This is a genomic window from Acidovorax soli (genome assembly GCF_014207955.1).
GTDB classification, from domain to species: Bacteria; Pseudomonadota; Gammaproteobacteria; order Burkholderiales; family Burkholderiaceae_C; genus Acidovorax; species Acidovorax soli_A.
Genome location: NZ_JACHLK010000021.1, coordinates 44,730 through 70,591, shown reverse-complemented (window position 1 = coordinate 70,591; position 25,862 = coordinate 44,730). Strand labels below are relative to the sequence as shown.

The window sequence follows — 25,862 nt, the reverse complement described above, 5'->3', positions numbered from 1 at the left end:
GCCGCATGGTCCTGCAGCGGTGCCACCAGGTCGGCCAACCCCTGTGCCTGGTTGATGAGCCACATGCACATCACATATGACGCCATGGCCACGGACGGGTCGCCTCGCTCAATGCGCGCCATGGTCGGCTGCGATACGCCCAACTTGCTGGCCCACTGCCCCTGTGTCTCACCCCTGCGCTTGCGTGCGATGGCGATATTCAAGCCAAGCCGCTCGATCTCGCGCAGCACTGCAGATGGGTGCTCCGTGTGAGGTACGTTTTGTCTGGGCATTCATAGATATTAGTGGAATCGGTTTTTTTTGCAAATCTATGAATAGACCTGCGCACTGCCTGTAATCGGCGTGTGATCCAAAGGCAGGCAAACACCGTCGACCCACTTTGCAATTCTCTGGAGACCACCATGAGCAAAGCCATCATCCAGGCCGGCTGGAACGATGTCCCCCACCTCGACGACAAGACCCGGCGCGAGCTGGCCGAGAGCTTTCCGCTGCACGAGCGCGAGGCGCGCATGAACGGCGTGCCCGTGCTCGGTTCGGGCAAGGTCTTCCCCGTGGCCGAGGAGTCCATCGTGATCGCCCCCTTCGCGCTGCCGCCGCACTGGCCGCGCATCGTGGGCCTGGACTTCGGCTGGGACCACCCGGCCGCGGCCGCCTGGCTGGCGTGGGACCGCGACACCGACACCGTCTACGTGTACGACACCTTCCGCGTGCGCGAGACCAGCGTGGCCATGCAGGCACCGCTGATCGCCGCGCGCGGCCGCTGGATGCCCGTGGCCTGGCCGCACGACGGGCTGCAGCACGACAAGGGCAGCGGCGAGCAGCTCGCCGGCCAGTACCGCGCCCTGGGCGTGAACCTGCTGCCCGAGCGCGCCACGTTCGAGGACGGCAGCAACGGGCTGGAGGCGGGTATCAGCGAGCTGCTCACGCGCATGCAGACGGGGCGCTTCAAGGTTTTTGGCACCTGTGGCGACTGGCTGGAGGAGTGGCGGCTGTACCACCGCAAGGATGGCTTGATCGTGAAGATTCGCGATGACCTGCAGAGTGCGACGCGGTATGGCGTGATGATGTTGCGGTTTGCGGTGGTGGAGCCGCGGGGCTCGACCTTGGGGGGCAGGTCTGCGGGGTATGGGGGGAGGCGAGGGGGGTATTAGGAGCCTGGGCGGCGCAAGGAGCATCGGCTGCCTGTCCGATGCTGCTGTTCTGCTTGGATTTGTTCGTTTATTATTGATGTTCACAAAAAATGAACATTTTTAAAAAATGAACAAAATGGCGGTGATTGAGCAAGCTCTGGATGCTGCGATGCCAGTCCTGCAAGGCAAGGTTCTGATTTTGCGGGGCGCCAAAGTCAATGGGGTTGACGCAACCGTGCAACTCGGCTGGCAGGGACGGGACCTCGGTCCGTTTGCGGTGCAGGTGCGTCCCGTTGAGCACAACAGCCTGCTCTGGTACCGGATGGAGAAAGAGCCCAAAGGGCCTCAACAGCTCAAAGAGCCCAAAAGGTCGCAGTGGCTCTTGATCACGTCCTACGTGCCGCCCAATCTGGCGTTGGAGTGCCAGCGCACAGGGATCAACTTCCTGGACACTGCGGGCAATGTGCATCTTGATCTGCCAGGAGTGCATGTGTTCATCACCGGCAAGCCGCGCCCCAAAGCGCCTCGCACTCCCTCGGACCAATCCGCCCTGCGCAAGGCCAGCACCTTGCGGGTGATCTTTGCGCTGCTCACGGTCGAGGGCCTGGCGCAGCAGCCGGTGCGGGCCATTGCAGAGGCGGCCGGTGCCGCATTGGGATCGGCGTCGAATGCCATCGAGGAGCTGGCGGCCCTGGGCTTCATCGCTGGCGAGGCGCGGCAGCGGCGCCTGGCGAACAGGGAGACGCTGCAGAGGGAGTGGGCGCGGCAGTACCCGATTTCGCTGCGGGGAAAGCTCAAGCCGCAGCGGTACACCCCAGTGCAATCGGATTGGCAGGAGAGCAGCCTGCTCACCGATGAACCTGAGGTGGCGCTGGGCGGCGAAGTGGCGGCCGCCGCGATCACGGGCTATATCAACCCGGCCAGCGCATGCATTTACAGCTGGATGGAGCGTGGCCAGTTGCTGCGCAAGCACCGCCTGCGCCCAGACCCTGACGGGCCTGTCGAAGTGCTGGATGCCTTCTGGCGCCGTGCGGACCAAGAGGATGCGACAGTACGGGTGCCCGCCGCGGCACCCTTGCTGCTGGTCTACGCCGACCTGATGGCCAGCAATGAAGGCCGCAGTGTGGAAGTGGCGGGCATGGTGCTGGAGCGGCTCAAGAATGGTGCTTAGAGTCCTTGCCGATCGTCCCATCGACCCGGGCCTGCATGCGATTCTTGCGCATGCCAAAGCGGCTACGCAGGCGCTGGGCATCGAGGTGTTCGTGGGCGGGGCCATGGCCCGGGACATCCTGCTCACGCACGTGCACGGGCAGGCCGTGCGCAGGGCCACCCGCGACGTGGACATTGGCCTGTACATCGACCGCTGGGAGCGCTTTGCCGCGCTGAAGGACCGCCTTGCCGCGACGGGTGCGTTCTTCGAGGTGCACGGCATGTCCCACCGGATGCACTACCTGCGTCCCCGTGGAATTCCATTGGATCTCATTCCTTTCGGGGGCGTTGCCGGAAACGACCAGACCATCACCTGGCCGCCCGGTCACGATGTGGTGCTCAACGTGGCCGGGTTCAGGGAGGGGCTGGACAGCGCGGAGCTGGTGGATCTGGGGGCGGGGCTGGCGATGCATGTGTGCACGCTGCCCTCGTTGTCGGTGCTCAAGCTGCTGGCCTGGCGTGACCGGGGTCGCGAAAACAACAAGGATGCCACCGACTTCCTTGCGTTGGCGCAGACCTATGCCAATGCCGGCAATATGGACCGGCTCTACGAAGAAGAGGCGGCGCTGCTGGAGATGGCCCGCCACGACCCCGACCTGGCCGGCGCGGCGTTGCTCGGCAAGGACGCTGCAATGCTGTGCAGTCAGGGAACCGCTCAGCAGGTGCGTGCCATTCTTGCTGACCCTGAACAAATGCTGGACGCGCTTTTGCGAGTGCGCAGCCAACTGGCAGTGGGTGGTGATGCGCAGCGGATGCGCGCATTCATTGCGGGTTACCGCAGCGGTTTTCTGGGGCCGATTGGTGGCTGAGCACGGTGGTGACGGCTGAAGTTTGGCATCACACCGCCGTCAATGCCCTGCCGCGAGACTGCACAGCCGCCTTGGTACGCTGCTGAACCTGCGCCGACGCCGGCACCGCGGCCCGCGCCGATGAAACCCCCGCCTCCAGCCGAAACACCTGCACCGCCTCCGTCACCGCCCCCGCCGTGCGCGTGAGCCCCTGCGCCGCGGCCGCCACCTGCTCCACCAGGGCCGCGTTGTCCTGGGTGATGGTGTCGAGCTGGCCCACGGCGGTGTTGACCTCGGAGATGCCGGCCAGCTGCTCCTGGCTGGCGTGGCTGATCTCGCCGACGATGGCGCTCACGCGGCGCACGCCTTCGACCACCTCGGCCATGGTGGCGCGGGCCGCCTGGGTGCGCTGCTGGCCTTGCTCCACGCGGTGGGCCGACTGGTCGATCAGGCCCTTGATCTCGCGCGCCGCCTGGGCGCTGCGCTGGGCCAGGGCGCGCACTTCGCCGGCCACCACGGCAAAGCCGCGGCCTTGCTCGCCGGCGCGGGCGGCCTCGACCGATGCGTTGAGTGCCAGGATGTTGGTCTGGAAGGCGATGGAGTCGATCACCTGGGTGATTTCGCCGATGCGCGTGGAGTCGGCCTCGATGTCGCGCATGGTCTGGCCCAGGCTGTCCACGGCGTCGTGGCTGCGGTCGGCGGCTGCGCTGGCCTGGGCCGCGAGGCCGGTGGCCTGGCGGGCCGCGTCGGCACTCTGGCGCACGGTGCCGGTGATCTCTTCCATGGCGGCGGCGGTCTGCTCCAGGCTGGAGGCCTGCGACTCGGTGCGTGCCGACAGGTCCAGGTTGCCCTGGGCGATCTCCTGTGCGCCCAGGCGCATGGATTCGCTCTCGTCACGGGCATCGCGCACGATGGCGCAGAGGTTGAAGGACAACTGGCCCAGCGCCTGCTCCAGGTCGCCCAACTCGTCGTTGCGGCTGCGGCGCACAGTGGCCGTCAGGTCCCCGGCCGCCACCCGGTTGGCCGCCAGCGTGAGCCCTGCGATGGGCCGCACCAGCTGCCGCGCCAGGTACCACCAGGCCGCGCCGAACAGTGCCAGCTGCAGCAGGGCCCACCCCGCCGTGCCGGGTGGCAGCAGCTGCAGCATGCTGGCCGCGAGCGAAGCCACCAGCAGCACAACCAGCGCCAGGGCAAGGCGGGTCGACAAGCCCAGCGTGGCCAGCCCGTGCGCCGCGCGCCCGGCCAGCGTGTGGCGCAGCACGCGCCCGGCGCTCAACCCGTGCACGCGCTGCCCGGCCTGCTTTTCCTGGCGCATGGCGGCGTACAGCTGCTCGGCCGCCTCGATCTGCGCGCGCGTGGCCTCGGTGCGCACCGACATGTAGCCCACGGGCTGGCCGTTGTGCAGCAGCGGCGTGGCGTTGGCCATCACCCAGTAGTGGTCGCCGTTCTTGCGCCGGTTCTTCACGGGGGCCGACCAGGGCCGGCCCGAGGCGATGGTGGCCCACATGTCGCGGAAGGCCTCCTCGGGCATGTCGGGGTGGCGGATCAGGTTGTGCGGCTGGCCCAGCAGCTCTTCGCGCGTGTAGCCGCTGACCGCCACGAAGGCCGCGTTGCAGTGGGTGATGCGGCCCTTGGTGTCGGTGGTGGAGACAAGGGTCTGGCCCTTGGGGACGGGATACTCCTGTCCGGTGACTGGCAGGTTCTGGCGCATGGGAAAGCTCCGCTGGACGATGGGGCCATTGTCTGGACACCACCGCCCGCGCGCCTTGATGAAGGTCAACGTTTGCTTGACTCGCGTCAACCCCTCCGCAGTAGGGTTGACGTTGGCAACGCTGTGGCCCAACCTGCGGGCGTGCTCCATGGGTCGCGTAAATCTATGTTTTCGGGACGGCCCAGGCACTGCGTTGGGGTGAGGTTTCAGGGGGCAAAGCTGGGTCGCCGGGTTCGTTGCCGGGCATTTCACCCACCGCTTGACACCCCAGGGCTGTGCACGCAGCACACCACCCGCAGCATTGCCCGGAACGCACGCATCAGCGGTACAGGGCCGCACGGGCCAACCGCCGTTCAGCTGCCAGCCGGCCATGCCGGCAGGCCATCCACCACTTCAGAGAAAGGTATTTTTCGTGAACCTGGCATCCTCGTTTCGCAAGACTGCGGCCATCGCTCTCGGGGCCACCGCCTGCATGGCGGCGTACGCGCAATACACGCCGTATTTCTCCATGACCGGCATCACCTGGGAAGACGAAACCACCTTCCGGCTCGATGGTGCGCGCATCCAGGGCCTGGGGCTCACCGCGGCGGACGAAGTGTCCCTGCGCTACCAGTTCCGCCCGGCGGACGCGACTTTCGGGCTGATCGGCGCCCAGGCCAATGCGGGTGCCGGCGTGGTCTTCCGCGACCAGAACTTCACCAGCGTGGAGGCGCAGCCCGCCACCATCAGCTACATGGCCAATGGCAACAGCTACACGGGCAACAACTCGTCCCGCTCGTTCTCCGCGACTGCTGCCGCGCCGTTTGTCGCCACGGCCACGCTGCAGCCCGGCCATGTGATATCGCTGGGCATCACCCGCCAGTCGGCGGAATGGCGCTACGAAATGATCGACCCCGACGGCAAGGTGATCGTCACCTACGACGGCGAGCCCGGCGTCGGCGTCATCTCCGCCGCACGGCGCATCACCCGGGCAGGTGTGCACACGGTGCGCATCAGCCCGCGCAATGGGGGCAACCTGGCGTTCGACCTGGAACTGTTCAACGGCAACAACAAGCCCATGCAGCAGCTCACCAACGGCTCGCGCATCTCCACCTCGTTCGAGAACAACATCCGCCACTACTACAAGGGGGTGGTGCAACTGCAGGCGGGCAGCCGGCTCAGCCTGACCCAGGCCAGCTCCGACATCGGCATCTGCGTGCTCGACGAACTGAGCCGCAAGCAGGACTGCAGCACCGGCCTGCCCGTGTCCACCCGGGTGGACAGGGCAGGCAATTACTACGTCTTCATCTACAACGTCAAAGGCTGGGGCGGGTCGTACACGGGTACCGTGTCGGTGGTGCAGGAGCAGGCATCCCAGGTGTCCGCCAATGGCAGCGTTGCCCGCACCGCGGCATCTGCGCGCCCAGCGCCGGTGGACTTGGGCGCAGGCGCTTTCAACCCGGCGCCTTGAGCTGTATCGCCGGGAGCGCAGGCCCGGCGTTCACGCCTGCCAGACGCCGAAGCCCGCCGAACGCAGATCGATGCCGATCTCGATCTCGCGCTCCACCGCATCGTCGTAGCGCATGGGGTTGAAGCCCTCGTACAGGTCGGGCAGCAGCCGCAGGCCGTACAGCATGACAAAGCGGTTGGCCTGGATGCCGGCCTTGTGCTTGTCAAAGCGCACATCGGGGTCCAGCCCGGTCATGCCCACATACACGCAGGGCTTGCCCTCGATGTAGCCCGGGTTGCAGCGCAGGAACTTGCGCTCGCGCAGCACGGCCATCGAGAGTTCGACGACGTAGACGTTGTGGTGCGGGCGCCTGGGCATGGGGCGTATTGTGCAGCGCCCGTCGAATGTGCTGCCCCGCAAATAGGTGGCACAAAAACCGTGTCTTTCACACCATGGCTGCGTTGCAAATCCTCGCGATAGCACCGGCTATCGCTGCGGTTTGCGCCTTGCCATGGCGCGAAATCCATCGGTTTTCGTTTCGCCACCTATTTGCGGGACAGCACATTAGCGGCTCCGGTGTGGGGCGGCCCGATTGGATTAACAGTCGGAGACAGTTTCGGCCTTGCTGCTGCCAGGGGCGCGTGCCACCATGCGCGGCTGCACTGGCCCGCCCGGGGCAACCACCATCCACCACACGAGGGACGCACATGCCACAGCCCAACCTGCAGATCTTCTTCGATGGCCTGAACGAGGCTACGCCCGACATGGCGTGCTATGACCCGGAGCAGCCCTGGTTTGCGCAGGTGACGGTGGCCAACGCCAACAACAAGGCCAACTCGCCCTTTGGCCCGGGCGACTTCGATGTGAAGCAGCCCACGGCCAAGGCGGGTGGGTTCCAGGTGTCGTTCGAGGTGTTCAAGGGCCAGACGGCGTCGACAGGCACGCTGCACATGCTGGCCCCCTTCTCGGTCGACGGGCTCGATGCCCACCCCGATGGCAATGTCTACATGAAGAGCTTTTCCATGCAACTGCCCAAGGGCATGCCCAAGGACGATTTGGGCGCCAAGCACGGGTTTCGCTTCAAGGCCGACGTGTACCTGGCCGTCCCCGAATCCAATGAGGACGACAACACCTTCACCTGGGAGACAGCCCAGACGCCCAAGCTGGCGCCCATTGCCCTGCCGGACAAGCCGACGCCGCCGAATCCGTTTTCCAACCTGAAGTTCATCGACTTCAAGGCGGTGCCGGGCTCGCGGCGCGAGCTGGACGTGCTGGTGAAGAACGTGGGCAGCGAGACCTCCTACCAACTGGAATTGCGCCTGTCCATCATGGGCTCGCCCACGCCGCGCAGCCCCACGGGCAGTGTGCTGGAGACGGCCAGCGCCAATTCCACCAACATCCCGAGCGAGGGCGCCACCTGGGTGCGCTTCAAGGCCCAGACCGACTTCGTGGTGGCCCGCGCCGACCTTCCGGCGCGCAAGTTCAGAGCCCTGCAGGCCGAGCCGGGCGCCCGGCGCTTTCGCCAGGTGCAGGCCGGCAGCAGCAGCGCCAAGGGGCTGGCCGGCAAAACCATTCCGCGCTTCCTGGTGGTGGACAAGGACTTCGACTTTCTGCCGCTCAAGCCCTTCTTCATCCTGCTGGTGAACGAAATGCGCAGCGAGAAGGTGGCCTTTGGCGAGAACCCCGTGGGCGGCGGCAAGCAGCAGGGCAAGGGCGACAAACCGATCGCCATTCCGCGCAAGGACCGGTAGCGGGCGGCCCCCGCCGCCGCTCACAGCAGCCCTTGCGCCACCAGCTCCCGCGTGCGCTTCAGGGTGGAGAGCAAGGCCGTCTTGTAGCCCTTGTCGCTGTCCATCCACGCCTGCTCGGCCTGCTCCTCGGGGCCGCCGGGTTGTTTGCCGCGCAGGCCGGTGTAGCAATAGAACCGCAGTTGCAGGGCGCCTGATTCGTCTTCGAACAGCTCGTTGACGATCACCCCCTCGCGCGGGCCCGTGGCCTGGAAGAAGTTCACCTTGTGGCCGGGCTCGAAGGCGATGATCTCGCGCAGGTCTGCGCCGCCGATGGTCGCCTCGCGCACGATGTGGTCGGAGCCGTCGTAGACCACGTCGCAGCGCGTGCACAGGCCGGGTGGCAGGAACTGGCGCGCATCGCGCGCTTTCAAGACCAGGCCGGCCCAGGCCTGGCCGCGGGTGAGAGGTGCCGCGCCGATGGGGTTGACGGGAACGGTGGCGGTGGAATAGATCATGGTGTGTTTCTCCTGGATGGTTTGATGGGGCATTCAGGCCTGGGCAGCGACCTGTGCCGCAAAATCGCGGTAGCTGCGCAGCGGCCGGCCGAGCAGCGCGGTCAGGCGGTCCACGTCGCCAGCCTCGGGCACCATGCCGTCGGTGAGAAAGCGCTCGGCCATCAGGCGCATGTCGTAGGCCATCCAGCCGGGCATGAAGTGGCGCAGGTTGGCCTCGAAGGCGGCGGTGTCGTCGCCGCCGTGCACGATGGGGCGGCCCAGCACCTCGGCCCAGATGGCGGCCACGGCGGCGCCGGTCAGGGTGTCGGGGCCCACCAGGTTGATGCGCGTGGTGGGCAGCGGGCCTGCGGCCTGGGCGCGGCGCAGCAGCTCGATGGCGGCCACCTCGGCGATGTCGGCCGTGTCCACCATGGCCAGGCCCTTGGCACCGATGGGCATGGGGTACACGCCATGGCCCAGCACCACGTCCTTGATGCTCCAGTCGTTGCCCATGAAGTAGGCCGGGCGCAGGATGGTGGCGCCAAAGCCCATCTGCTCGATCATGCGCTCCACGCCGTACTTGCCCGCGAAGTGCGGCACGTTGACATAGCGGTCGGCGTGGATGACCGAGAGGTAGACGATGCGTTCGATACCCGCTTCGCGCGCCAGGTTCAGCGCCACCAGGGCCTGCGTGAACTCGTCGGGCACCACGGCGTTGAGCAGGAACAAGGTGTCCACGCCCTGGAATGCAGCGCGCAGCGAATCCACGTCGAGCAGGTCGCCCTGCACGGCGGTCACGCCGGCAGGCAGGTCGCCGGCCTTGGCCACATCGCGCACCAGGGCACGCACGGTGGCACCGCGCCGGGCGAGCTGCTGCACGACCTGGCGGCCCACGCTGCCGGTGGCGCCCGTGACGAGGATGGCGGGGGAGGAAGATGAAGCGTTGGAAGCGGCGGAAGCGGTAGAAGCAGAAACGGTGGTCATGGAATTTCTCCGGGTTGGGTGGTTGACAGCCCGAACTTTAGGGATCCCATCCTTGATCCGATAGCCGTTATATTTGGACGCACTGTCTCACCATGGGAACACTGCGCAATGGACCTGCACGCCCTTGCCGACTTCAACCTCGTCGCCCGCCATGGCGGCTTTGGCCGCGCCGCGCGCGAATCGGGGCGGCCCAAGGCCACGCTGTCGCGCCGCGTGGCCGAGCTGGAGGCCGCGCTCGGCCTGCGCCTGCTGGAGCGTGGCGCACGCGCCGTGAAGCTCACCGAAGAAGGCCGCGCCCTGCACGAGCGCACCGGCGCGCTGCTCACCGAGATCGACGAGGCCGCCGCCGCCATCGCCTCGGGCGGCGAGCAGCCGCGCGGGCGCCTGCGCATCAGCGCGCCGCTGCTGTTTTCGCAGACGGCCATGGGCCGGCTGGCGGCCGACTTTGCGCTGCGCTACCCCGCCGTGCGGCTGGAGGTGACCACCGAGGACCGCAGCGTGGACATGGTGGAAGAGGGCTATGACCTGGTGATCCGCGTCAACCCCCAGCCCGACGCCAGCCTGGTCGGCCGCGTACTGCTGCGCGACCGCCTGGTGCTGGTGGCTCCGCCCGGCCTGGCCCGGCCGCGCAAGGGCAGCAGCACTGCCGTGCCGGCCGTGGTGCGCGGCACGGGGGCTGCGCAAGGCCATGCATGGCAGATGGAGACAACACCATCCAAAGCCAGGGGCAGGGCGCCCGAGGTGCACAGCCTCGCCATCGACCCCGTGCTCAGCCTCGCCTCCCTCATCATGGTGCGCGACGCCGTGCGCCGCGGCGTGGGCGTGGCCCGCCTGCCCATCTCCCTGGTCGGCCACGACATCGCGGCCGGCACGCTGGTGCACTGGGGCGATGTGCCCGGCCCGGCCATCGAGCTGTGGGCGCTGTACCCCTCGCGCCGGTTGCTCAGTGCGCGGGTATCAGCGTTTCTGGAGCACTTGAAGGCGGCGTTTCCGAAGGGGGCTCCGGAGGAGTTGGCGGCGTATGTGGGGGCGTGACGCCGGGACAACGATCCGAGCGATAAGCGGCTACGGGCGGTGCAAGCCCGTGGCGCTCTGCCAGAAGTGGCAAGCTTGAATGGGCACCATGCAGGCTGGGCCTGTCTCGAACTCCAGGCGCAACTGTCTCCCATCGGCCGCCGTGACCGTCGCCAAGTCGGTGGCCGGAGTGATCCCTGCTGCCGCTGTCCCAAAGTCATGGGCAGTACCTTTGGGGTCATGGCCGAAGGTGGCTGTGATGCTGTCGCTGCGTGGGTCCAGTGTGCACTGCTGGCCCGCATGCTGGCTGGTGATGCGGCGTGTGGTGACAAGCCACCAGCTGTTGTCGCCCATGAAGCCGCAGGCAATGGGCAGTTCGCCAGTGGCGAGCGTGAGCAGGCACGCGATGTTAGGGTGAAGTTCGCCCACGAGAGTCCGCTTGCAGTCTTGGAGACTGCCTGCCCGGCGGAGGATGCGAGCCAAGGCAAGGTGCTGCACTTTGTGGTCGATGGGGTTGTCCGATAGCAAGGGTGGACTCCTGAAATTTCCGAGGGCACTGTGCTGAGTCGCAAGCCAGCAATTTTCCTGCCGCGACGAAGCGACCCAGTGAGGCCGGTTGAGAATACGGCGCGCTGCGGGTTTGGAGCCCGCGGCACCGGTGCCGGCCCATCAGTCCTCGCCACCGCGAGGCAGCCCTTGGCCGCCATGGGGCAGCAACCGGTAAGACACGCCCGATGTTTCCCCCAGGTCGTCGTGCCACCGCAGCACCTGGCCCTGGTCGGACACGGCAATCAGCTGGGACCGGGCGGCAGCGATGTAGTCCAGGCCGTACTGCCTGCGTTGGCGCCCGCTGGTGCTGGTGGGGCGCCCATCGCAGCAAGACAGGTCCAGGTCCCGGTACTCGGTGAGCGTGAAGAAATGCCTACCATAGCCCCGTAGCCGCTCCCAGCGGCCGATGCGGGGATGGGCGAGGGAGCCTGGCGTCGCACCTGCTACCCCGTTCAGGCCTTGTGGAGACAGGGGCTGCATGCTGGCGAGGGGCACGACCAGCGCCGTGTAGTGCGCCCGCGAGAGCCCGACCACCGTGGGGTGCGAGGCCAGCGCATCGGCGGGCAGCGCCTCGATGGCAGCGTGGGTCGCCAGGGCTTGGGCGCCGGTGGTCAGGGTGCCCAGCAAGGTCATGTCATGCAGGCCCTGCACCAGGTCCTGCGCATCCAGCTGCGCGGGCAGCAGCAGCAACTGGTCGTAGCCCCAGCCGTCGCTGGCGGGCGTGCGCAGGTCCAGCAGGATGTGCAGGTAGGACCTGATGGCCTGCACGCGCAGCGCTTCGGCCGGCAGGGCCGGGCATGGCGGGCCGCAAAGGGCCTGCTCCCAGGCCTCGGCCAGGCCGGCGCGGTGTGACGCGAGCGCCGCCAGGGCCAGGCACAGGCAGGGCAGGCCGATCCAGACCACCAAGGGCCGCGCCCTGGGCAGGGCCTTGCAGCGCTGCCGGCGATTGGCACCCAGGGCCGCCCACTCCTGTGGATGGCGCCATAGCCAGAAGGCGAGCAAAACGCACCAGGCCGTCAGCACCAGCGCAAGGGTAGGGACGGCAGAGGGCATGGCGCGGCGGGGCTTTGCAGGTGGAGTGAAAGCCAGTATGGCCCGCCTGTGTGAGCTGGGGATGAAGTCCGCACGGGCACGCACGCCAGCGGGCTGCTGCGCCGCGCACTACAGAAAAATCAGTGCAGCCCCGGCACTGCTTCAGGCCGGCAGACCTTGCCCATGCTGCGCCAGCCACTGCGCCCAATCGAGCCAGCGCTCATCGGGGTAGGACTCGGGGTGCGTCTCGTGCCAGATCGCAGCGGCGCGCCCGTCGCAAACGCGAGGGCCTGTCAACACTATTTTCAGGGATCGCGTTGCCCGGTCTGGGGGCTGGATGCAAGGCGCCCGCGTGCAGCAAGGTAGGAACCTTGCAAGCGCGGGCAACGCCGCAGACAGCCCCCAGGCCGGGCAACCCGAAGGGAAGGCCCTTGCCGGCGCGCCACTCGTCGTTGCGCTCCTTGCGTGTGCACATGCACACGCGGCGTCACGCGCCTAGATTGGCACGCCGGCAAGGGCCTTCGCGACCCTGAAAATAGTGTTGACAGGCCCTGGCCAGATCTCCTGGCTGCGCTGGTTGCAGCCGAAGGGGAAGTAGGTGTTGAACAGCTCCTCGGGTTCCTCGAAGTGGTACTGGTAGGCCTCTTCGATCTCCAGGGGGTGGTAGACCTGCACATCGCCATGCTCGCCGGCACCGGTGTGGGTGAGCAGCTCGCGATAGGCCGTGGGGATGGGGTGCTGCAGCCGGGCTTCCAGTGCATCGAGTTCAAGCGGGGTCAAGGGTTTCATGGGGCTCCCTGGTCCATGCCGGTGGCAGGTGCGGCCATCACGGTTCCAGGTCCACGTACTCGCACTCGAGCCCATCGGCTGCAAGGCGGCAGTGGTAGCTGCCCTCGTCCCCCACGGCCTGCCCGTGTGCGTCGGCCAGGCCCATGGCGGCGAGCAGGCCCAGCACCCGTTCGAGAAAGGGCTCGCCGCTGCCATAGCCGTTCCAGCGCAGGGCAATACCCTCCACGCCGGGCGTGCACGACTGCAGCGATCGGAACAGGTTGGAATGCTTGTCGAAGATGGCGGACAGCCGCTGCTCGGCATCCTGGCCAAAGGCTTCGAACGCCATTTCGATCTTGTAGGGCGCGGCGCGTGCCGTCACCAGGGCGAATGTCTTTTCGGTGAGGGCGCGGTCTGCGCTGCCCCAGAGGGCCTGTGCGGCGACGAGGTATTCGGTGGACATGGTGTGGTGGCGGGTTCAGCTTGGGGTGGAGTCGGTCTGGGGTTCGGTGGTGCTTGCCGCGGCGGCCTTGGCGGCTGCCTTGGCCTGGGCCTTGGCCCGGTTGTGGGCCTTGCGCGTGCTCCAAAGCGTCCATGCCTGGTGCAGGATCTGCGGTGCGTCGATAGGCTGTTTCTCCATGGTGTTTTCTCCCTCCCTTTCTCTTGTGTATTGTTGGGCACGGATTCTAGGGAGCGATCGGGCGGGCCACTGGACAAGTTGTCCAGCCTGCCCGCCATGCTGTTCCAATGCAGCCATGAGCAATTGCCTGCCGCCTTCCACCCCCACCCGGGTCCGCCTGGCCCGGCCCGCCGATGTGGGCGCCATGTTCCACATCAGAACGTCGGTGACGGAGAACGCATTGGCGCTGGAGCAGCTTGCGCAGTTGGGCATCACCCCCGAAGCCGTCACGCTGATCGTGCAAGGCACGCCGACCTGCGCCTGGGTGGCCGAGGCGGGCGATGGTGAAGTCGTGGGCTTCTCCATGGTGGACTTGCAGCAGGCCTGCCTGTTTGCCGCCTTCGTGCTGCCCGGTTGCGAGGCGCGGGGCCTGGGGCGGCAACTGGTCGCCGCGTGCGAGGCGGCCCTGTTCGCACACCACCCCGTGGCCTGGCTGGAGACGGCCCGGCACAGCCGCGCCGCGGGCTTTTACCGCCACCTGGGCTGGGGCCACGAGACGGATGTCGGCGGTGGTGACATCCGGTTGGAGAAACGACGCCCCTTATGACGGAGCGCGCTGACCGCCATGGGCCGCCGGGGCCCGCGGCCGCAGCAAAGCTGCGCCGGCGCGTCGCACAGCAGGTGCGCACCGCCGCCCCGGCCCAGCCAGACCAGGTTCAGCTGCGCAGCTGGGCAACTACCCCGCGACCATGCCACCCGCATCCAGCGCGGGCGGGCGCAGCAGGTCGGCGTCGATGCCCATCACCTGGCTGGCCTTTTCCACCGCGCGCCACAGCGCAGAGGGCATCTGCAGTATCTCCTCGGGCGTGGCCGAGCGGTCGATCCAGGCGCTGATCTCGGTGTGCTGGGCGGGGGTGAGCAGGTCCAGGCTCAGCATTTCGTCGATGGTTTTCATGGGGGGCTTGGGTGATCGGAGGTCTTCAGTGGATGGGCTCTGTACCGCAGGGTACCAGTTTGCCAAAGGTACAGTACCGGTGCCGGCCAGTGGCCGTCGCGGCGCGGCATGCCACCGGGAAATCCTGTCGCTCGCGGAGGCTGCAATCCCTCATCCCGTGGACAGGCCGAACAGGGCTATTGCGACCACCGCATAGAACACCAGCCCGACCAGCAACTGCCCCGTGGGTGTGACCAGGCGACGACCATCGTGGGTGTACCACAGGGCGCCCGATGCGCCGTGCATGCGGTGGTCCTGGCTGCCCAGGGCTTGGCACTGGCAGCGGCCGAGCGTTGCCGCGCGTAACACCATCTGGCCGGTGAGGGCGAGAAAAAATTCATACGCCATGTCGTTGAGGGCCTTCTCGTGTGCTGCCGATGGTTGTCATCGTAGCGGAGAGGGATGTGCACCGGATGGTAGGTGCAGCGTCCGTGTGGACCGATGGGTTGGGCATAGGGAGCATGGCTACTGGCACCAGTTGTCCTTTTGCGCGGGATCCGCTGCGTCGCAAGACAGGGAGATGTCGTTCAAGTAGAAAGCCCTCTGGGACGCAAGCCTCTTCCAGGCAACCTTGGCCTTGAAGTCCCTGAAATCATTCAGCCCCGTCGTTGTCTTCTTTTTGCCCGTCAAATAATTGGTGCTGTACTCGGATCGTTCGCCCGTGCTGCGGGAGGACTCGGAGCGGTCATAACCAACCAGCTGGAACCGGGTGCCCTGGGCGCGGAAAGTGAACTTTTCGTTCACCACGCCATAGCTGCCGCAGCTTCGCCAATCTTGCAATTCGATGACCAGATTGCCTCTGGCAATCGACACACCACCGTTCTCGAGTGGATCCGCCAAGCAATCCATGCCTTCAGCACTCTCGCTGGGGAGCAGATCATCCCTGCGCAGGACTTCTTTCAGCCCGCTGAATGAGCGCAGGAGAATGGTGAGACGGCGTGGATTCAAATTGAGGATGTCCGGTCCCAGAGACCCCTCTGGCTTCTTCTTGAAATTGGCAGGATTGGTGGCTTCAGTGACAAGCACCACGTCGTCCATTCCGTCACCGTTCAGGTCCCCTGCGTTGTGGGTGATGACCTTCCAACCGTTGGGTATCCACTGGGCAAGGGCGTCAGGGGGCGCTGCGAAAGACGGTGCTGCCAGGAAGGCCAGTAGCAGAAGATGCAGGGATCTCAACATGGGAGTACCTCTATGGGTCTACGGCAGGTCATTCCAGATGAATCGCCCCGGGCTCTGTGAAGGCTGTTGGGTTCAAGCCATGCCGCCACCTCGGTCGTCTGACTGGCGATTTGTCGACAGTAGTTTGCCTCAGCTTTTACAGGGGGGAGGTACATGATGGGTTCAAGCAGGCCCTGGTGGGCGGTTGCGGGTTGAACCAGTTCAATGACGTCAACGGCTTTTGCAACCTGGGCTACTGGGTGCGCCAGTCGTGGCAGCGCCGCGGCCCGAGTTGGGTGCCTGAGGCTTGAGGCCCTCGGATCAGCGCGGGATGACGCACCTGGACGGCACCGGATATCTGGTGCTGCCCCTACACCACCAGCACCTTGCGGTACGCGCAGTTGCGCCGGTCCACCCCAAAGCCGCAGTCCTCGTACACGCGGTTGGCGCCGCTGGCGTTCTGGCTGTCCACACCCAGGCCCGACTCGGTCATGCCGGCGGCGGCCTGGGCGCGCAGGCTGTGCGAGATCAGCGCGCGGGCCAGGCCGCGGCGGCGCCAGGGCTCGCCCACGCTGATGAACTCGGTCCAGCCGCGCTGGCGGCCGTTGCCCTGGTTCCAGGCGGCATCGATGTAGGTGCGCACCTGCCCGGCCACCTGGTGCGAATGCACGTCCCAGGCCACCTGCCACAGGTGGGGCTGGAAGATGGGGCTTTGCAGCCATTTCAGGTAGTCCACGTCGTCGAGCGGGCAATACCCCCAGTGGTTCTGGAAGGCGCGGCAATGCGCGTCCCAGATGGCGCGGTAGTGGTCCGGCTGCACGGGCCGCAGTTCCAGGCCCTCCGGCAACGGGAAGTCCGCCACATCGGTGAGCGTGGGCCGCACCATGGTGAAGAAATAGCGCTCGGGGGTGTAGCCGGCCTTTTCCAGCAAGGCCGCGCGTGCGGTCTCTCCCTGGGTGACAAAGGCATGGTGGGCATGCCGCGGGGCGCTGCCGTACTCCGTGGCTGCCTGGGTGCGCTGGCGCTCTTCCAGCCAGGCATGCAGCGCCGCGCCGATGCCCTGGCGACGCCAGTGCGGTGCGACCACCGCGAACTGCGAATACAGCTGCAGGCCATCGGCCTGGGCCCAGGGCCAGGAGCGCACGTAGCCGGCAATCTCGTTGCCGGCATCGGCGATCCACACATCGCGCTCGGGTACGCAACTGGTGAAGCTGGCATAGTCCCGCGCCACGTCGTCCACCGTGCGGAAGAAGCCCGTGCCGTCGGCCGCAAAGCTGGCGTTGGCGCAGGCCACCATGGCCGGGTAGTCCGCCGGCCCGGCAAAGGGGCGGAAGGTGATGGGCGCAGGCGGGGTTTCAAGGTGCATCGATGGATTGTCCTCAGAACGCCCAGGCGCCCAGCTGGTAGTAGTCAAAGCCGCTGCTGCGCCCGCCCAGGCACTGGGCCAGGAAGTCCTCGGTCTTGCGGTACATGGTGAGGTTGTTGGGCCAGCGCTGGTTGCCGTGGCCGTCGCCCTGGAAGGTGACGTACTGCACCGGGCGGCCGGCCTGGCGCAGGGCTTGCACCATGCGTTCGGACTGCTCCAGCGTCACGCGCACATCGTTCACGCCGTGCATGATGAGCAGGGGGCGTGTCTCGGGCCCCACCTTGAACAGCGGCGACTTGGCGTCCATGGTGCGGCGGTCTTCGGGCCGGGCCGGGTCGCCCACGTAGCGGTGCCAGCCGGCGATGCCCATCTCCCAGTAGGGCGGGGCTTTTTCCAGCAGCAGGGCCAGGCTGGACATGCCCACCACGTCGATGGCGCAGGCAAACACTTCGGGCGTGAAGGTGGCGCCCACCAGGGCTGCGTAGCCGCCGTAGCTGGCGCCCTGGATGGCCACGCGCGCGGGGTCGGCAATGCCTTGCTGCACGGCCCAGCGCACGCCGTCGACCAGGTCGTCGTGCATGCGGCCGGCGAACTCGCCGATGGCCTTTTCCATGAAGGCGCGGCCGTAGCCACTGGAGCCGCGGTAGTTGATCTGCAGCACCGCATAGCCGCGGTTGGCCAGGAACTGCTGCATCGAGCGGCTGGTGGGTCCCACCGTCCAGCGGTCGCGTGCCCAGGGGCCGCCATGCACCAGCAGTACCAGGGGCAGGTTGCGTGGCTCCACCCCTTCGGGCAGGGTCAGGTAGCCGTGCAGCGGCAGGCCGTCGCGCGCGGTCAGGGCGATGGGGCGGCTGCGGGCCAGGGTGCCGCGCACCAGGCTCAGGCCGGACTCGCCCAGCAGCTCGGGCGGGCCGTCGGCCGGCAGCAGGTAGCTGCGCTGGCCGCGGTCGGTGGCGACCACGGCGGTCAGGGTGTGCTCGCTGTCGTCCATGCTGGTGATGGAGACCTCGGCCGGCTCGCCGCCGGCCAGCGCGTCCAGCCGCTCGCGCAGCCGGGCGTCGAACACCTCGCGGCGCGGGTAGCCGGGCAGGGAGTAGGCCACCAGCGGCTGCTGCGTGCGCGGGCTGATGAGGGCGTGGTCCAGGTCCACGTCGTCGCTGGCGTGCACCACGGTCTCAGCGCCGTCGGCCAGGCGCAGGCGCACCAGGGCCTTCTTGTCGCGCCCGCGTGCGGACAGGGCCCACATGTGTTCGCCGCCATCGTCGGCGGCCTCCAGCAGGCGCACGGCGTCGAAACGGTTCCACTGCATGCCGTCGCGCCAGCCGCCGGGCGCGGCCGCATCGGGGCGCTGCAGCGTGACCTGGTCGCCGGCCAGGGTGGCGCGCGCGTGCAGGCGGCCCTGGCGGTCCACGATCCAGGCGCTCACATTGCCGGGGTTGGTGGCCACCACGGTGTGCGTGCCGGTGCGCGGGTCCACGCGGTACAGGTCGAAGATTTTTCGGTCGCGCCGGTTGCTGGTCACCATCAGATCGGGGCTGCCCTGCACGGTCTGCACCAGGGCGCTGAGCGTCTTGCCAAAGGGCGTCAGGTCCACCCAGCCCGCGCCAGGGCGGTCCACCGCCAGGGCGTGGAGGTGGGTGTTCTCGTCGCCGGTGGCATCCACCGTGGCGACCAGGTAGCGGCTATCGGCCGACCAGCGCAGGCTGCGCGCGCGGATGGGGTAGGCGCGTGCATCGGTCTGCCCCATCGTCCGCACCCAGACGGCGGGCTGCAGGCCCGACACGCCCATCCACGCCAGGCGCGTGCCATCGGGCGAGATGCGGTAGTTGCCCGTGCCCTCCAGGCTGGTGACGAAGTCGCGTACCGGGATCAGCGCGGGCAACTGCGCACCGGCTGCCGCCAGCGAGGGGTGCGTGGGCCCGGTGGCGCAGCCGGCCAGGGCCAGCAGGCCGGCCGCTGCCACCGCCACTGCCAGCGCCAGGCGGGCGCGCCCGCGTGGTCGGGATGTGGCGGTCAGCGTGGTCAGCGTGCCGTGGCCTCGGGGCGGTGCGGGGTGGTCGTGGTGGTGGTAGGAATGCATGCAGCCATTGTGCAAACACCTTGCTTAACGCCAGCCAAAGGCCCGTGCTGAACGGCCTGCATGCACGGCGCTGCCGAGACGAGGGAGCGCCATGCGAGGCGGCTGCCAACGAAAACGCCCGCCGGTAGGGGCGGGCGTTGTCTTGGGATCTACCTGGCGGCTATTTATTGCATGTCGTAGACCCGCTTGTAGCGAAAGCTGTTGAGCATTTCGCCCAGGCTTTCGGCGGTGGTCGCGCCCAGTCCATAGCCGATGAAAAAGGCGGTGCCTGACAGGTGGGTCATGTCCTGGTTCACAAACAGAAGGGAGGATGTGTTTTGCAGGCGGTCGGCCCAGGCCAGCGGGTTGGCTGGATTCAAGCGGTCGAAATTGGGCACCGAGTAGGTGTACATGGTGCCATCGGGCGTGATCGCCACGAGGAAAGGATGCCCCTTGGCGCCACTGGCGAGGTGTTCGGGCTTGATCTCCACGTACGCGGTCAGCGTCAGGCGGGTCCGGGTCCCTATAGCCACCATGGTGCCCAGCCCGGATGCACCCGCACCCTCGAACACCACGCGCACCGGCGACGGTTGCGATGGCCCCACCGGCCCCACACCCAGTTGCCCAAAGTCGTTGTTGCCCCAGGCCAGGAGCGTGCCGTCGGTGGTGACTGCCAGGGAGTGCGAGTCGGATGCCGCGACCTGTGCATACCCGGCGCCAAGCGGTTGCGGGGTTTCCGTGTTGCTTTGGGTGCCATTGCCCAGTTGGCCCTTTTCATTGGAGCCCCAGGCCCAGGCCGTGCCATCGGTCTTCAGCGCCACCGTGTGGCTGGATCCTTTGGCGACCTGGCGATAGCCGCCACCCACCAGCACGGGGGCTTCGCGCTCTTTCCATTGCCAGAGGGTTCCATCATCCTTCACGCCCGCGGCCGAGCGGGAGCCCAAGGCCACCTGCACGAAACCACGGTCCACCGGGCCGGCGTTGCCGTAACCGCCCTCCCAGCCCGGGTTGATGAACAGGTCCCCGGGGTACACGTTCAAGAAAACAGACCGAATGGCGCCGTCGTCCAGCACGAACAACGCGTTGTTGCGGCCACCGACCATCTGCCGGTAGCCGGGTGGCGCCCGGTCCAGTATGCCGTCGCTACCGGCATTCCCTCTGAAGAGATTTTTCATATGGTCCCAGTACCAGAAGGATCCGTCTGTCTTCCTGGCGGTTTCCGAGGTCAACAGCTGCGCAAAGCCACTGCCCACCTGCACCGGCTGGGTTACGGCCAGCTCCTGGGTTGTCGACGTCCCCACAACGCCCCACATCCACAATGTGCCATCGGTCTTGAGGCCCACCATGTGCAAATCGCCCACAGCAACCTGGGCGAAACCGCTGCCGATCTGCACGGGCTTGTCTGCACTGACCGTGGAGCCAGTGCCCAATTGCCCATACCGGCCGTTGCCCCAGGTCCACAGCGTTCCGTCGCTGAGCACCGCTGCGGAGCTATTCGAGCCCGTGGCCATGTGCACCACGGTGGCGGCGTGCACGCTGCCCATGCCTGCCACCAGGGCGAGCAGCAGCCAGAATTTGAAGGCCACAGGCGCCAGGTGGCGGGATGCGGTGGATCGCAGGTGATGTCCTGCAAAAGACGATAAGAATCTCATCAGAAAACCCTCTCTTTGAAGTATTGGTGAAGCCTGCCGAAGCCCAAAAAATGGGCCTCTCCAGAAAGTCCGTGCGCAGGAACGAACGATAGACACGCCATGGTGGCGATTTCCCCTCTCTGAAATCTGGCGAATGTTTTTTTACGATCAGCAGGGGTGCCTCTCAAGTGCCATGGTATTGCGCAGGCTCGCGAAAAGCGGTGACTCGCATCACCACACCCGGTCGGCCAAACAAAGCGTTACGAAATCAGTTCAGGGACGCCTTTTTTTTCAGCTGCATCATCCCTGCCTTGGCGATCCAGATCCAGGCGGGCTTCACAGACCCATGGTCTGCGATCAAGACAGGGCACGCGGCATCGCGACGACTTGGTTGTGCGTTGCCTTAACGCCAGCCAAAGGCATGCACCCGGCAGACACCGGGGCCGGCCCGCCCACGCCACAATAGGCGCCACCATGCACATCCTGCTGATCGAAGACGACCTGGACCTGGGCCGTGCCCTGCAGTCCGCGCTGAAGGTGGAGGGCCTGACCAGCGAGTGGCTGCGCCGCGCCGTGGACGCGCCCCTGGCGGTGGATCCGACCACGGTGGACTGCGTGCTGCTGGACCTGACCCTGCCCGACGGCAGCGGCTTTGACCTGCTGGCGCGTTGGCGCGCGCAGGGCGAGCAGGTGCCCATCATCGTCATCACCGCGCGCTCGGCGGTCGAAGACCGGCTGGCCGGGCTCGATGGCGGGGCCGACGACTTCGTGGTGAAGCCCTTTGCCACGGCCGAGCTGATGTCGCGCATCCGCGCCGTGCTGCGCCGCAGCGCCCGCCAGGCCAGCGAGCGCTGGGCCCTGGGCGAGCTGGTGATCGAGCCCCGGCGCCACCAGGCCCAGCGCGGCGGCCAGGCGCTGGATTTGTCGCCGCGCGAGTTCCAGCTCTTGCTGGAGCTGGCGCGCGAGCCCGGCGCCGTGGTGCCCAAGGGCGTGCTCGCGCAGCGCCTGGACCCGCTGGGCGAGCCGGTGGACTTTGGCGCCATCGAGGTGCATGTCTCCAACCTGCGCCGCAAGATCGGTGCCGAAGCCATACGCACCGTGCGCGGCGTGGGCTACCTGCTGCAGCCATGAGCGCCGTGACCGATACGCTGCTGCCCAGGCCCCAGGGGCGCTTGCGCGCCCTGTGGCGGCGGCTGGCCGAGCCCACGCTGGTGCGCCGCAGCGTGGCCTCGGTCATGGTGGCTTTCGTGCTGGTGTGGGCCGTGCTGCTCGGCTACAACTACTACAAGTACAAGCAGGCCATCACCTACGACCCGGGCATGCTCAAGTACGGGGATGCCGTGCTGGAGTCGCTGGCCGGCATGGCGGACCCGGCGCATGCGGCGGCGGCCCTGGCCGCCACCGACCACTGGACCAATGTGCGCCGCCGCCAGATCGGCCTGCTGCCCGGCGTGCTGCTGCACGGGCTGCACGACCGCGCCTCGGGCCAGCCGGTCTATGCCGCCAGCGGCCTGCAGGGCATGGACCTGCCGCCGCCGCCCGCCGCGGGCCCGGACTCGAACCTGGTCGAAGCGAGCGTGCAGGGCTGGCCCTACCGCATCTACACCGGGCGCAACGAGCGCTGGGTGCTGCGCATCCTGGAGCCCAAGCGCGCCGACGCCGACTACCTGCACTACAACGGCCGCTACCTGGTGCCCTACCTGCTGCTGGCCGCACCCTTTGTGCTGCTGCCCGTGTGGCTGTCGGTGCGCAACGGCCTGCGGCCCCTGCAGCAGTTGGCGCAGCGCATCGCCCAGCGCGGCAGCGACGAGCTGCAGCCCGTGGGCTTCAACGCCCGGCACCGCGAGCTGCAGCCGCTGGAGCAGTCGCTGGACAGCCTGCTCGCCCAGCTGCGCGCCAAGGTCGAGCGCGAGCGCGCCTTCGTGCAGGACGCCGCGCACGAGATCCGCACCCCGCTGGCCGTCATCACCGCCCAGGCCCATGTGATGGCCCGCTCGCCCAGCGCGCACGAGCGCACCCAGGCCCAGGCGCACCTGGAAGATGCCATCGCCCGCACCTCGCACCTGGCCCAGCAGCTGCTCGACCTGGCCGCGCTGGACGAGGCCCAGCGCCCTGCGCCGCGCGAGCTCGACGTGGCCCAGTGGCTGCGCGCCGCGCTGGCCCAGGCCGCGCCCCAGGCCATGGCGCGGCACATCGAACTCTCGCTGGACGCCCCCGACAGCCTGCCCGCGCGGCTCGATCTGCCTGCGCTGGAGTCCATCGCCCACAACCTGATCGACAACGCGCTGCGCTATGCGCACGAAGGCGGCAATGTGGCCCTCACGCTCGCGCAGCAGGGCGGCCAGCTGCACCTGGCCGTGCAGGACGATGGCCCCGGCATCGCCGCCAGCGAGCACCAGCGCATCTTCGAGCGCTTCTACCGCGGCCTGGGCCATGCCGCCAACGGCTCCGGCCTGGGCCTGGCCATCGTGCGCCAGGCCGCGCTGCGCATGGGCGGCCAGGTGCGCGTGGGAGAGGGGCTGGGCGGCAAGGGGGTGGGCTTCTTCGTGCGGGTGCCGCTACCGGGGGCGGCCGGAACCTGAGCCTGAGCCTGGTGCCGAAGCCGAGGCTGGCGCCTTGCCCTGCAGGTGCTGCGCGGCGCGCTCCTGCAGCCGCTGTTGCTCGCGCGCCAGCCTCCGGCGGTCACTCGCTGGCTCCCATGAAGGAAGCCATCGAGAAGTTTCGGTATCCCGGGATCAATCCGGAAGCCTGACCTGGATCACCGCATGGGGAACGGAGATGTAGAGCCTGGAATCACGGATTGCGATGCCGGCGGGGCGGCCGATGCTGCCTGGCAGATCCACTGCTGCAAATCCCCGGCGCCCCACCTGTCCCACGGGGGTGCTGACCTGGCCGCCAGGGGTGATCTTGCGGATCACATTGTTGGCAGGGTCGGAGACATACACGTTGCCTTGGTTGTCGGCCGCGAGGCTGGCGGTCTCTGGCCCCCCTTGCGAATCCACCGAGAACCGTGCCGCTGAACCCAGGCCATCGGCATGGCCGGGGGCGGCGTCGGGCCTACCTGCCAAGGTGCTGACGAGCCCGGACGGAGTGATCTTGCGGATGGTTGGACCCAGGCCCTCGAAGTTTTTCAGGCTATCGACCACATAGAGGTTACCGGCTGCATCGGTGGTCATGTTGCCCAGCCACGAAAATCTTGCGGCCTGGCCTTGGCCATCCCTGTGCCCCCACTGGGCTTCGCTGCCTGCGAACAAGGTGGCTTTCCCTTGGGTATCTATCTTGAAGATGACCCCTTGGTAGGAGGACGCATAGACGTTGCCTGCGGTGTCTGCAGCAATGCCGGTCACGGGGTTGACGGCCGGTACGCCCGTGCCCATCGATGGATCCACTTTCAGCAATGGATTCACATCCGCCAGAAGCACGGCCTCGCAGTTGCGCACCTTCAGGATGCGGGAATCGATATAGGTGTAAAGGTTGCCTGCTCCGTCAGCGGCCAAGGCCGATCCGGGGACGGTGGCCATTGCACTGGAAAGCAGCTCCTTGCCCAGGCCTGTGATCGAAGTGCACCGCCCTCCGCCCTGGCCCAGGGTGCCTGCCAGACCGTCTGCTTGCACCGTGCGGATGGTGTTGTTGCCCTTCTCGCGCACATACAGCATCCCCGAGGAATCGAAGGCCAGCGCCGAGGGCTGGTCAAAGCGCGCGGCATCGCCTTGCCCATCTTTGGCACCCGCGGGAGAAACCGGGCCTGCGACCACCGTGTACGTGCCCTGCTGTGTGTAGCTGCGCAACTGCACGAATTTATACGAGGTATTGTTGCCGCCGACGCCTTCGGCCACCAGGAATTGGCCATCGGCTTTGGCCACCATGGTAATGGCCTGGCACAGGTCATCGTTGCTGCGTCCGCTGTAGTTGTGGCAGTCGGACGGGGCGCTGACCAGGGTCGTGACACGTCCATCGCTGCCGACATGGCGAATGTCAAGCCGTACATACCGTATGGACGGGGGGCCGAGCATGAGTTCGGTGGTCGCATCCTTGACCAGCACCATCAGGCGATCAGCGGGGTCGAATGCGATGGCCACGATGTTCTTGCCGATCTGCCCTTCGGCGCCCGACACCACAGTGGCCAGGCCGTTTGCCGAGTACTTGAGGATCACTCCGGCGTCTGCTGCGTAGAGAGTCCCTGCAGAATCCGTGGCGAGGAGTGGGTTGCGTCCTCTGGTTTGGCTGGCGATCGTGCTCACTGCACCATCCGCAGTGATCTTGCGGATTCGACCTGTTTGGGTTTGATTCGGGAGCAAAGCTTCTGACACATAGACCGTACCTGTCTTGTCGACGGCGATGCTGCTGGGGTTGCACAGGATGGCGCCGTTGCCCACACCATCCTGGTTGCCACATGCCCCTGCCCGGCCCGCCAGGGTGGTCACGAGTCCTGCTGCGCTGATCTTGCGCACCAGGTGGTTCGCGGTATCGGCCACATAGGTGTTTCCTGCTGCGTCCACGGCAACCGCAGCGGGGCGGTAGAACCGCGCGTTCTGGCCGTTGCCGTCCGCATAGCTGGCTGGGGTGCCAGGCGTGGCGCCCAAAGGCACCCAGCCTCCGGCCAAGGTACTGACCTGCTCGCCATTGGCGCTGAGCTTGCGTACCAGGTTGTTGTTGGTGTCTGCGATGACCACTTCCCCCGAACTGGTCAAGGCCATTCCCGCCACGTTCGTGCTGAAGCTCGCGGTCGTTCTTGTCGGGCCGTCCTGATTGCCTTCGCTGAGCGTGTAGCCAGCAAGAAGGGACAAGCTGGCCGAATGCGCGGGTGGTGGGGCAGGCGATTCGACCGAACTGTCGGAACCGCCTCCGCATGCGGAGAGCATGGGAACCATCAATACGGCCAAGTGGCCGATGCGTTGCAGTCGCTTTTTAAGTGGCGCTGCGGTGGTGCTGTTGCTGCTGACAAGGGCGCGAGAAGGGCTGGGCAATGGGGGCGGGGTGGTGGTCGTCACTGGCATGGTCGAAACCCTCTCGGTTCAAAAGATAAAAAAGACAGCCCACCCGTGTCGCGCTCGCAGCAGTGCGGTGAGGTCCGCACGCAAGGGTGGGGCAAGGGCCTTCGCGACCCCGAAATTGGTGTGAACAGGCCCTGATCTTTGTGGAGCCGCGGCGATCCGTCTGTGTCGGGTGTCACACATATGCGCTCACACCCATTTGG

26 protein-coding genes and 1 pseudogene are annotated in these 25,862 nt (G+C 67.1%); 10 read left to right on the top strand and 17 right to left on the bottom strand.

Annotated features, from left to right (window positions below):
• Positions 1–401 precede the first annotated feature (401 nt).
• The 3 genes from HNP48_RS31625 (at position 402) to HNP48_RS31615 (ending at position 3,148) form a co-directional block, all read left to right on the top strand.
• Positions 402–1,151 (top strand): terminase, encoded by a 750-nt coding sequence (locus tag HNP48_RS31625; RefSeq protein WP_184864907.1) that lies wholly within the window; start codon positions 402–404, stop codon positions 1,149–1,151.
• Between the two features lie 106 nt (positions 1,152–1,257).
• On the top strand, positions 1,258–2,301 hold the full coding sequence (locus HNP48_RS31620; RefSeq protein ID WP_184864906.1) for a type IV toxin-antitoxin system AbiEi family antitoxin: 1,044 nt from the start codon (positions 1,258–1,260) through the stop codon (positions 2,299–2,301).
• Positions 2,291–3,148, top strand: coding sequence for a nucleotidyl transferase AbiEii/AbiGii toxin family protein (locus HNP48_RS31615; protein WP_221480425.1), 858 nt, complete (start codon positions 2,291–2,293; stop codon positions 3,146–3,148). Before HNP48_RS31620 ends, HNP48_RS31615 begins: the two co-directional genes overlap by 11 nt.
• Before the next feature lie 28 nt (positions 3,149–3,176).
• Here HNP48_RS31615 and HNP48_RS31610 read toward each other — a convergent pair whose 3' ends face one another.
• Complete coding sequence (locus tag HNP48_RS31610) at positions 3,177–4,838, bottom strand: PAS domain-containing methyl-accepting chemotaxis protein (RefSeq protein WP_184864904.1); 1,662 nt, start codon at positions 4,836–4,838, stop codon at positions 3,177–3,179.
• A gap of 412 nt (positions 4,839–5,250) precedes the next feature.
• Between HNP48_RS31610 and HNP48_RS31605 the strand changes: the two genes are divergently transcribed.
• Complete coding sequence (locus HNP48_RS31605; protein WP_184864896.1) at positions 5,251–6,288, top strand: hypothetical protein; 1,038 nt, start codon at positions 5,251–5,253, stop codon at positions 6,286–6,288.
• Between the two features lie 30 nt (positions 6,289–6,318).
• Here the strand turns inward: HNP48_RS31605 and HNP48_RS31600 are convergent, their stop codons facing one another.
• Positions 6,319–6,645 (bottom strand): hypothetical protein, encoded by a 327-nt coding sequence (locus HNP48_RS31600; RefSeq protein ID WP_035203068.1) that lies wholly within the window; start codon positions 6,643–6,645, stop codon positions 6,319–6,321.
• A 329-nt stretch (positions 6,646–6,974) separates the two neighbouring features.
• Here HNP48_RS31600 and HNP48_RS31595 point away from each other — a divergent pair, with 329 nt between their 5' ends.
• Positions 6,975–8,018 (top strand): hypothetical protein, encoded by a 1,044-nt coding sequence (locus tag HNP48_RS31595; RefSeq protein WP_184864893.1) that lies wholly within the window; start codon positions 6,975–6,977, stop codon positions 8,016–8,018.
• 20 nt (positions 8,019–8,038) lie between these two features.
• Here HNP48_RS31595 and HNP48_RS31590 read toward each other — a convergent pair whose 3' ends face one another.
• Together HNP48_RS31590 and HNP48_RS31585 are read right to left on the bottom strand one after the other, a co-directional pair.
• On the bottom strand, positions 8,039–8,512 hold the full coding sequence (locus tag HNP48_RS31590) for an AtaL-like protein (protein WP_184864891.1): 474 nt from the start codon (positions 8,510–8,512) through the stop codon (positions 8,039–8,041).
• Positions 8,513–8,545: 33 nt separating this feature from the next.
• A complete protein-coding gene (locus HNP48_RS31585) occupies positions 8,546–9,475 on the bottom strand; it encodes an SDR family oxidoreductase (protein WP_221480424.1) in 930 nt (309 codons plus the stop codon).
• A gap of 108 nt (positions 9,476–9,583) precedes the next feature.
• Between HNP48_RS31585 and HNP48_RS31580 the strand changes: the two genes are divergently transcribed.
• Positions 9,584–10,510, top strand: coding sequence for a LysR family transcriptional regulator (locus HNP48_RS31580; protein ID WP_184864889.1), 927 nt, complete (start codon positions 9,584–9,586; stop codon positions 10,508–10,510).
• Between the two features lie 30 nt (positions 10,511–10,540).
• Here HNP48_RS31580 and HNP48_RS31575 read toward each other — a convergent pair whose 3' ends face one another.
• The 6 genes from HNP48_RS31575 to HNP48_RS31555 all read right to left on the bottom strand — a co-directional run bounded on the left by HNP48_RS31575 (position 10,541) and on the right by HNP48_RS31555 (position 13,478).
• Positions 10,541–11,017, bottom strand: coding sequence for a hypothetical protein (locus HNP48_RS31575; RefSeq protein ID WP_184864887.1), 477 nt, complete (start codon positions 11,015–11,017; stop codon positions 10,541–10,543).
• Positions 11,018–11,158: 141 nt separating this feature from the next.
• Positions 11,159–12,091: a hypothetical protein gene (locus HNP48_RS31570; RefSeq protein ID WP_184864885.1), complete on the bottom strand. Its 933-nt coding sequence runs from the start codon at positions 12,089–12,091 to the stop codon at positions 11,159–11,161.
• Between the two features lie 141 nt (positions 12,092–12,232).
• Complete coding sequence (locus HNP48_RS35560; protein ID WP_260420449.1) at positions 12,233–12,367, bottom strand: hypothetical protein; 135 nt, start codon at positions 12,365–12,367, stop codon at positions 12,233–12,235.
• A 198-nt stretch (positions 12,368–12,565) separates the two neighbouring features.
• Positions 12,566–12,859 (bottom strand): SMI1/KNR4 family protein, encoded by a 294-nt coding sequence (locus HNP48_RS31565; protein ID WP_184864883.1) that lies wholly within the window; start codon positions 12,857–12,859, stop codon positions 12,566–12,568.
• A 37-nt stretch (positions 12,860–12,896) separates the two neighbouring features.
• Positions 12,897–13,301, bottom strand: coding sequence for a hypothetical protein (locus HNP48_RS31560; protein WP_184864881.1), 405 nt, complete (start codon positions 13,299–13,301; stop codon positions 12,897–12,899).
• A gap of 15 nt (positions 13,302–13,316) precedes the next feature.
• On the bottom strand, positions 13,317–13,478 hold the full coding sequence (locus HNP48_RS31555; protein ID WP_184864879.1) for a hypothetical protein: 162 nt from the start codon (positions 13,476–13,478) through the stop codon (positions 13,317–13,319).
• Between the two features lie 115 nt (positions 13,479–13,593).
• Here HNP48_RS31555 and HNP48_RS31550 point away from each other — a divergent pair, with 115 nt between their 5' ends.
• Positions 13,594–14,064 (top strand): GNAT family N-acetyltransferase, encoded by a 471-nt coding sequence (locus tag HNP48_RS31550; RefSeq protein WP_184864877.1) that lies wholly within the window; start codon positions 13,594–13,596, stop codon positions 14,062–14,064.
• A gap of 129 nt (positions 14,065–14,193) precedes the next feature.
• Here HNP48_RS31550 and HNP48_RS31545 read toward each other — a convergent pair whose 3' ends face one another.
• From HNP48_RS31545 to HNP48_RS31535, 3 genes are all read right to left on the bottom strand, one after another.
• The gene (locus tag HNP48_RS31545) at positions 14,194–14,412 is read right to left on the bottom strand and encodes a hypothetical protein (RefSeq protein WP_184864875.1); all 219 of its coding nucleotides are present in this window, start codon (positions 14,410–14,412) and stop codon (positions 14,194–14,196) included.
• A 150-nt stretch (positions 14,413–14,562) separates the two neighbouring features.
• A complete protein-coding gene (locus HNP48_RS31540; protein ID WP_184864873.1) occupies positions 14,563–14,799 on the bottom strand; it encodes a hypothetical protein in 237 nt (78 codons plus the stop codon).
• Positions 14,800–14,916: 117 nt separating this feature from the next.
• On the bottom strand, positions 14,917–15,630 hold the full coding sequence (locus HNP48_RS31535) for a hypothetical protein (RefSeq protein ID WP_184864871.1): 714 nt from the start codon (positions 15,628–15,630) through the stop codon (positions 14,917–14,919).
• A gap of 170 nt (positions 15,631–15,800) precedes the next feature.
• Here HNP48_RS31535 and HNP48_RS35860 point away from each other — a divergent pair.
• Positions 15,801–15,896 (top strand): annotated as a pseudogene (locus HNP48_RS35860) (GNAT family N-acetyltransferase); the annotation flags it as partial.
• Between the two features lie 83 nt (positions 15,897–15,979).
• On the opposite strand, the gene HNP48_RS31530 reads toward HNP48_RS35860, so the two are convergent.
• The 3 genes from HNP48_RS31530 to HNP48_RS31520 all read right to left on the bottom strand — a co-directional run bounded on the left by HNP48_RS31530 (position 15,980) and on the right by HNP48_RS31520 (position 20,578).
• Positions 15,980–16,975 (bottom strand): GNAT family N-acetyltransferase, encoded by a 996-nt coding sequence (locus HNP48_RS31530; RefSeq protein WP_184864869.1) that lies wholly within the window; start codon positions 16,973–16,975, stop codon positions 15,980–15,982.
• 13 nt (positions 16,976–16,988) lie between these two features.
• Positions 16,989–19,055 (bottom strand): S9 family peptidase, encoded by a 2,067-nt coding sequence (locus HNP48_RS31525; protein ID WP_184864867.1) that lies wholly within the window; start codon positions 19,053–19,055, stop codon positions 16,989–16,991.
• 164 nt (positions 19,056–19,219) lie between these two features.
• Positions 19,220–20,578 (bottom strand): hypothetical protein, encoded by a 1,359-nt coding sequence (locus HNP48_RS31520; RefSeq protein ID WP_221480423.1) that lies wholly within the window; start codon positions 20,576–20,578, stop codon positions 19,220–19,222.
• Positions 20,579–21,139: 561 nt separating this feature from the next.
• Here HNP48_RS31520 and HNP48_RS31515 point away from each other — a divergent pair.
• Positions 21,140–21,796, top strand: a complete 657-nt coding sequence (locus tag HNP48_RS31515; protein ID WP_184864863.1) for a response regulator transcription factor — start codon at positions 21,140–21,142, stop codon at positions 21,794–21,796.
• Entirely contained in the window at positions 21,793–23,247 is a 1,455-nt protein-coding gene (locus HNP48_RS31510) for a HAMP domain-containing sensor histidine kinase (RefSeq protein WP_184864861.1), read from the top strand. The genes HNP48_RS31515 and HNP48_RS31510 overlap by 4 nt, the downstream gene beginning before the upstream one ends.
• Positions 23,248–23,400: 153 nt before the next feature.
• Here HNP48_RS31510 and HNP48_RS31505 read toward each other — a convergent pair whose 3' ends face one another.
• On the bottom strand, positions 23,401–25,662 hold the full coding sequence (locus HNP48_RS31505; protein ID WP_184864859.1) for a hypothetical protein: 2,262 nt from the start codon (positions 25,660–25,662) through the stop codon (positions 23,401–23,403).
• Positions 25,663–25,862 lie beyond the last annotated feature (200 nt).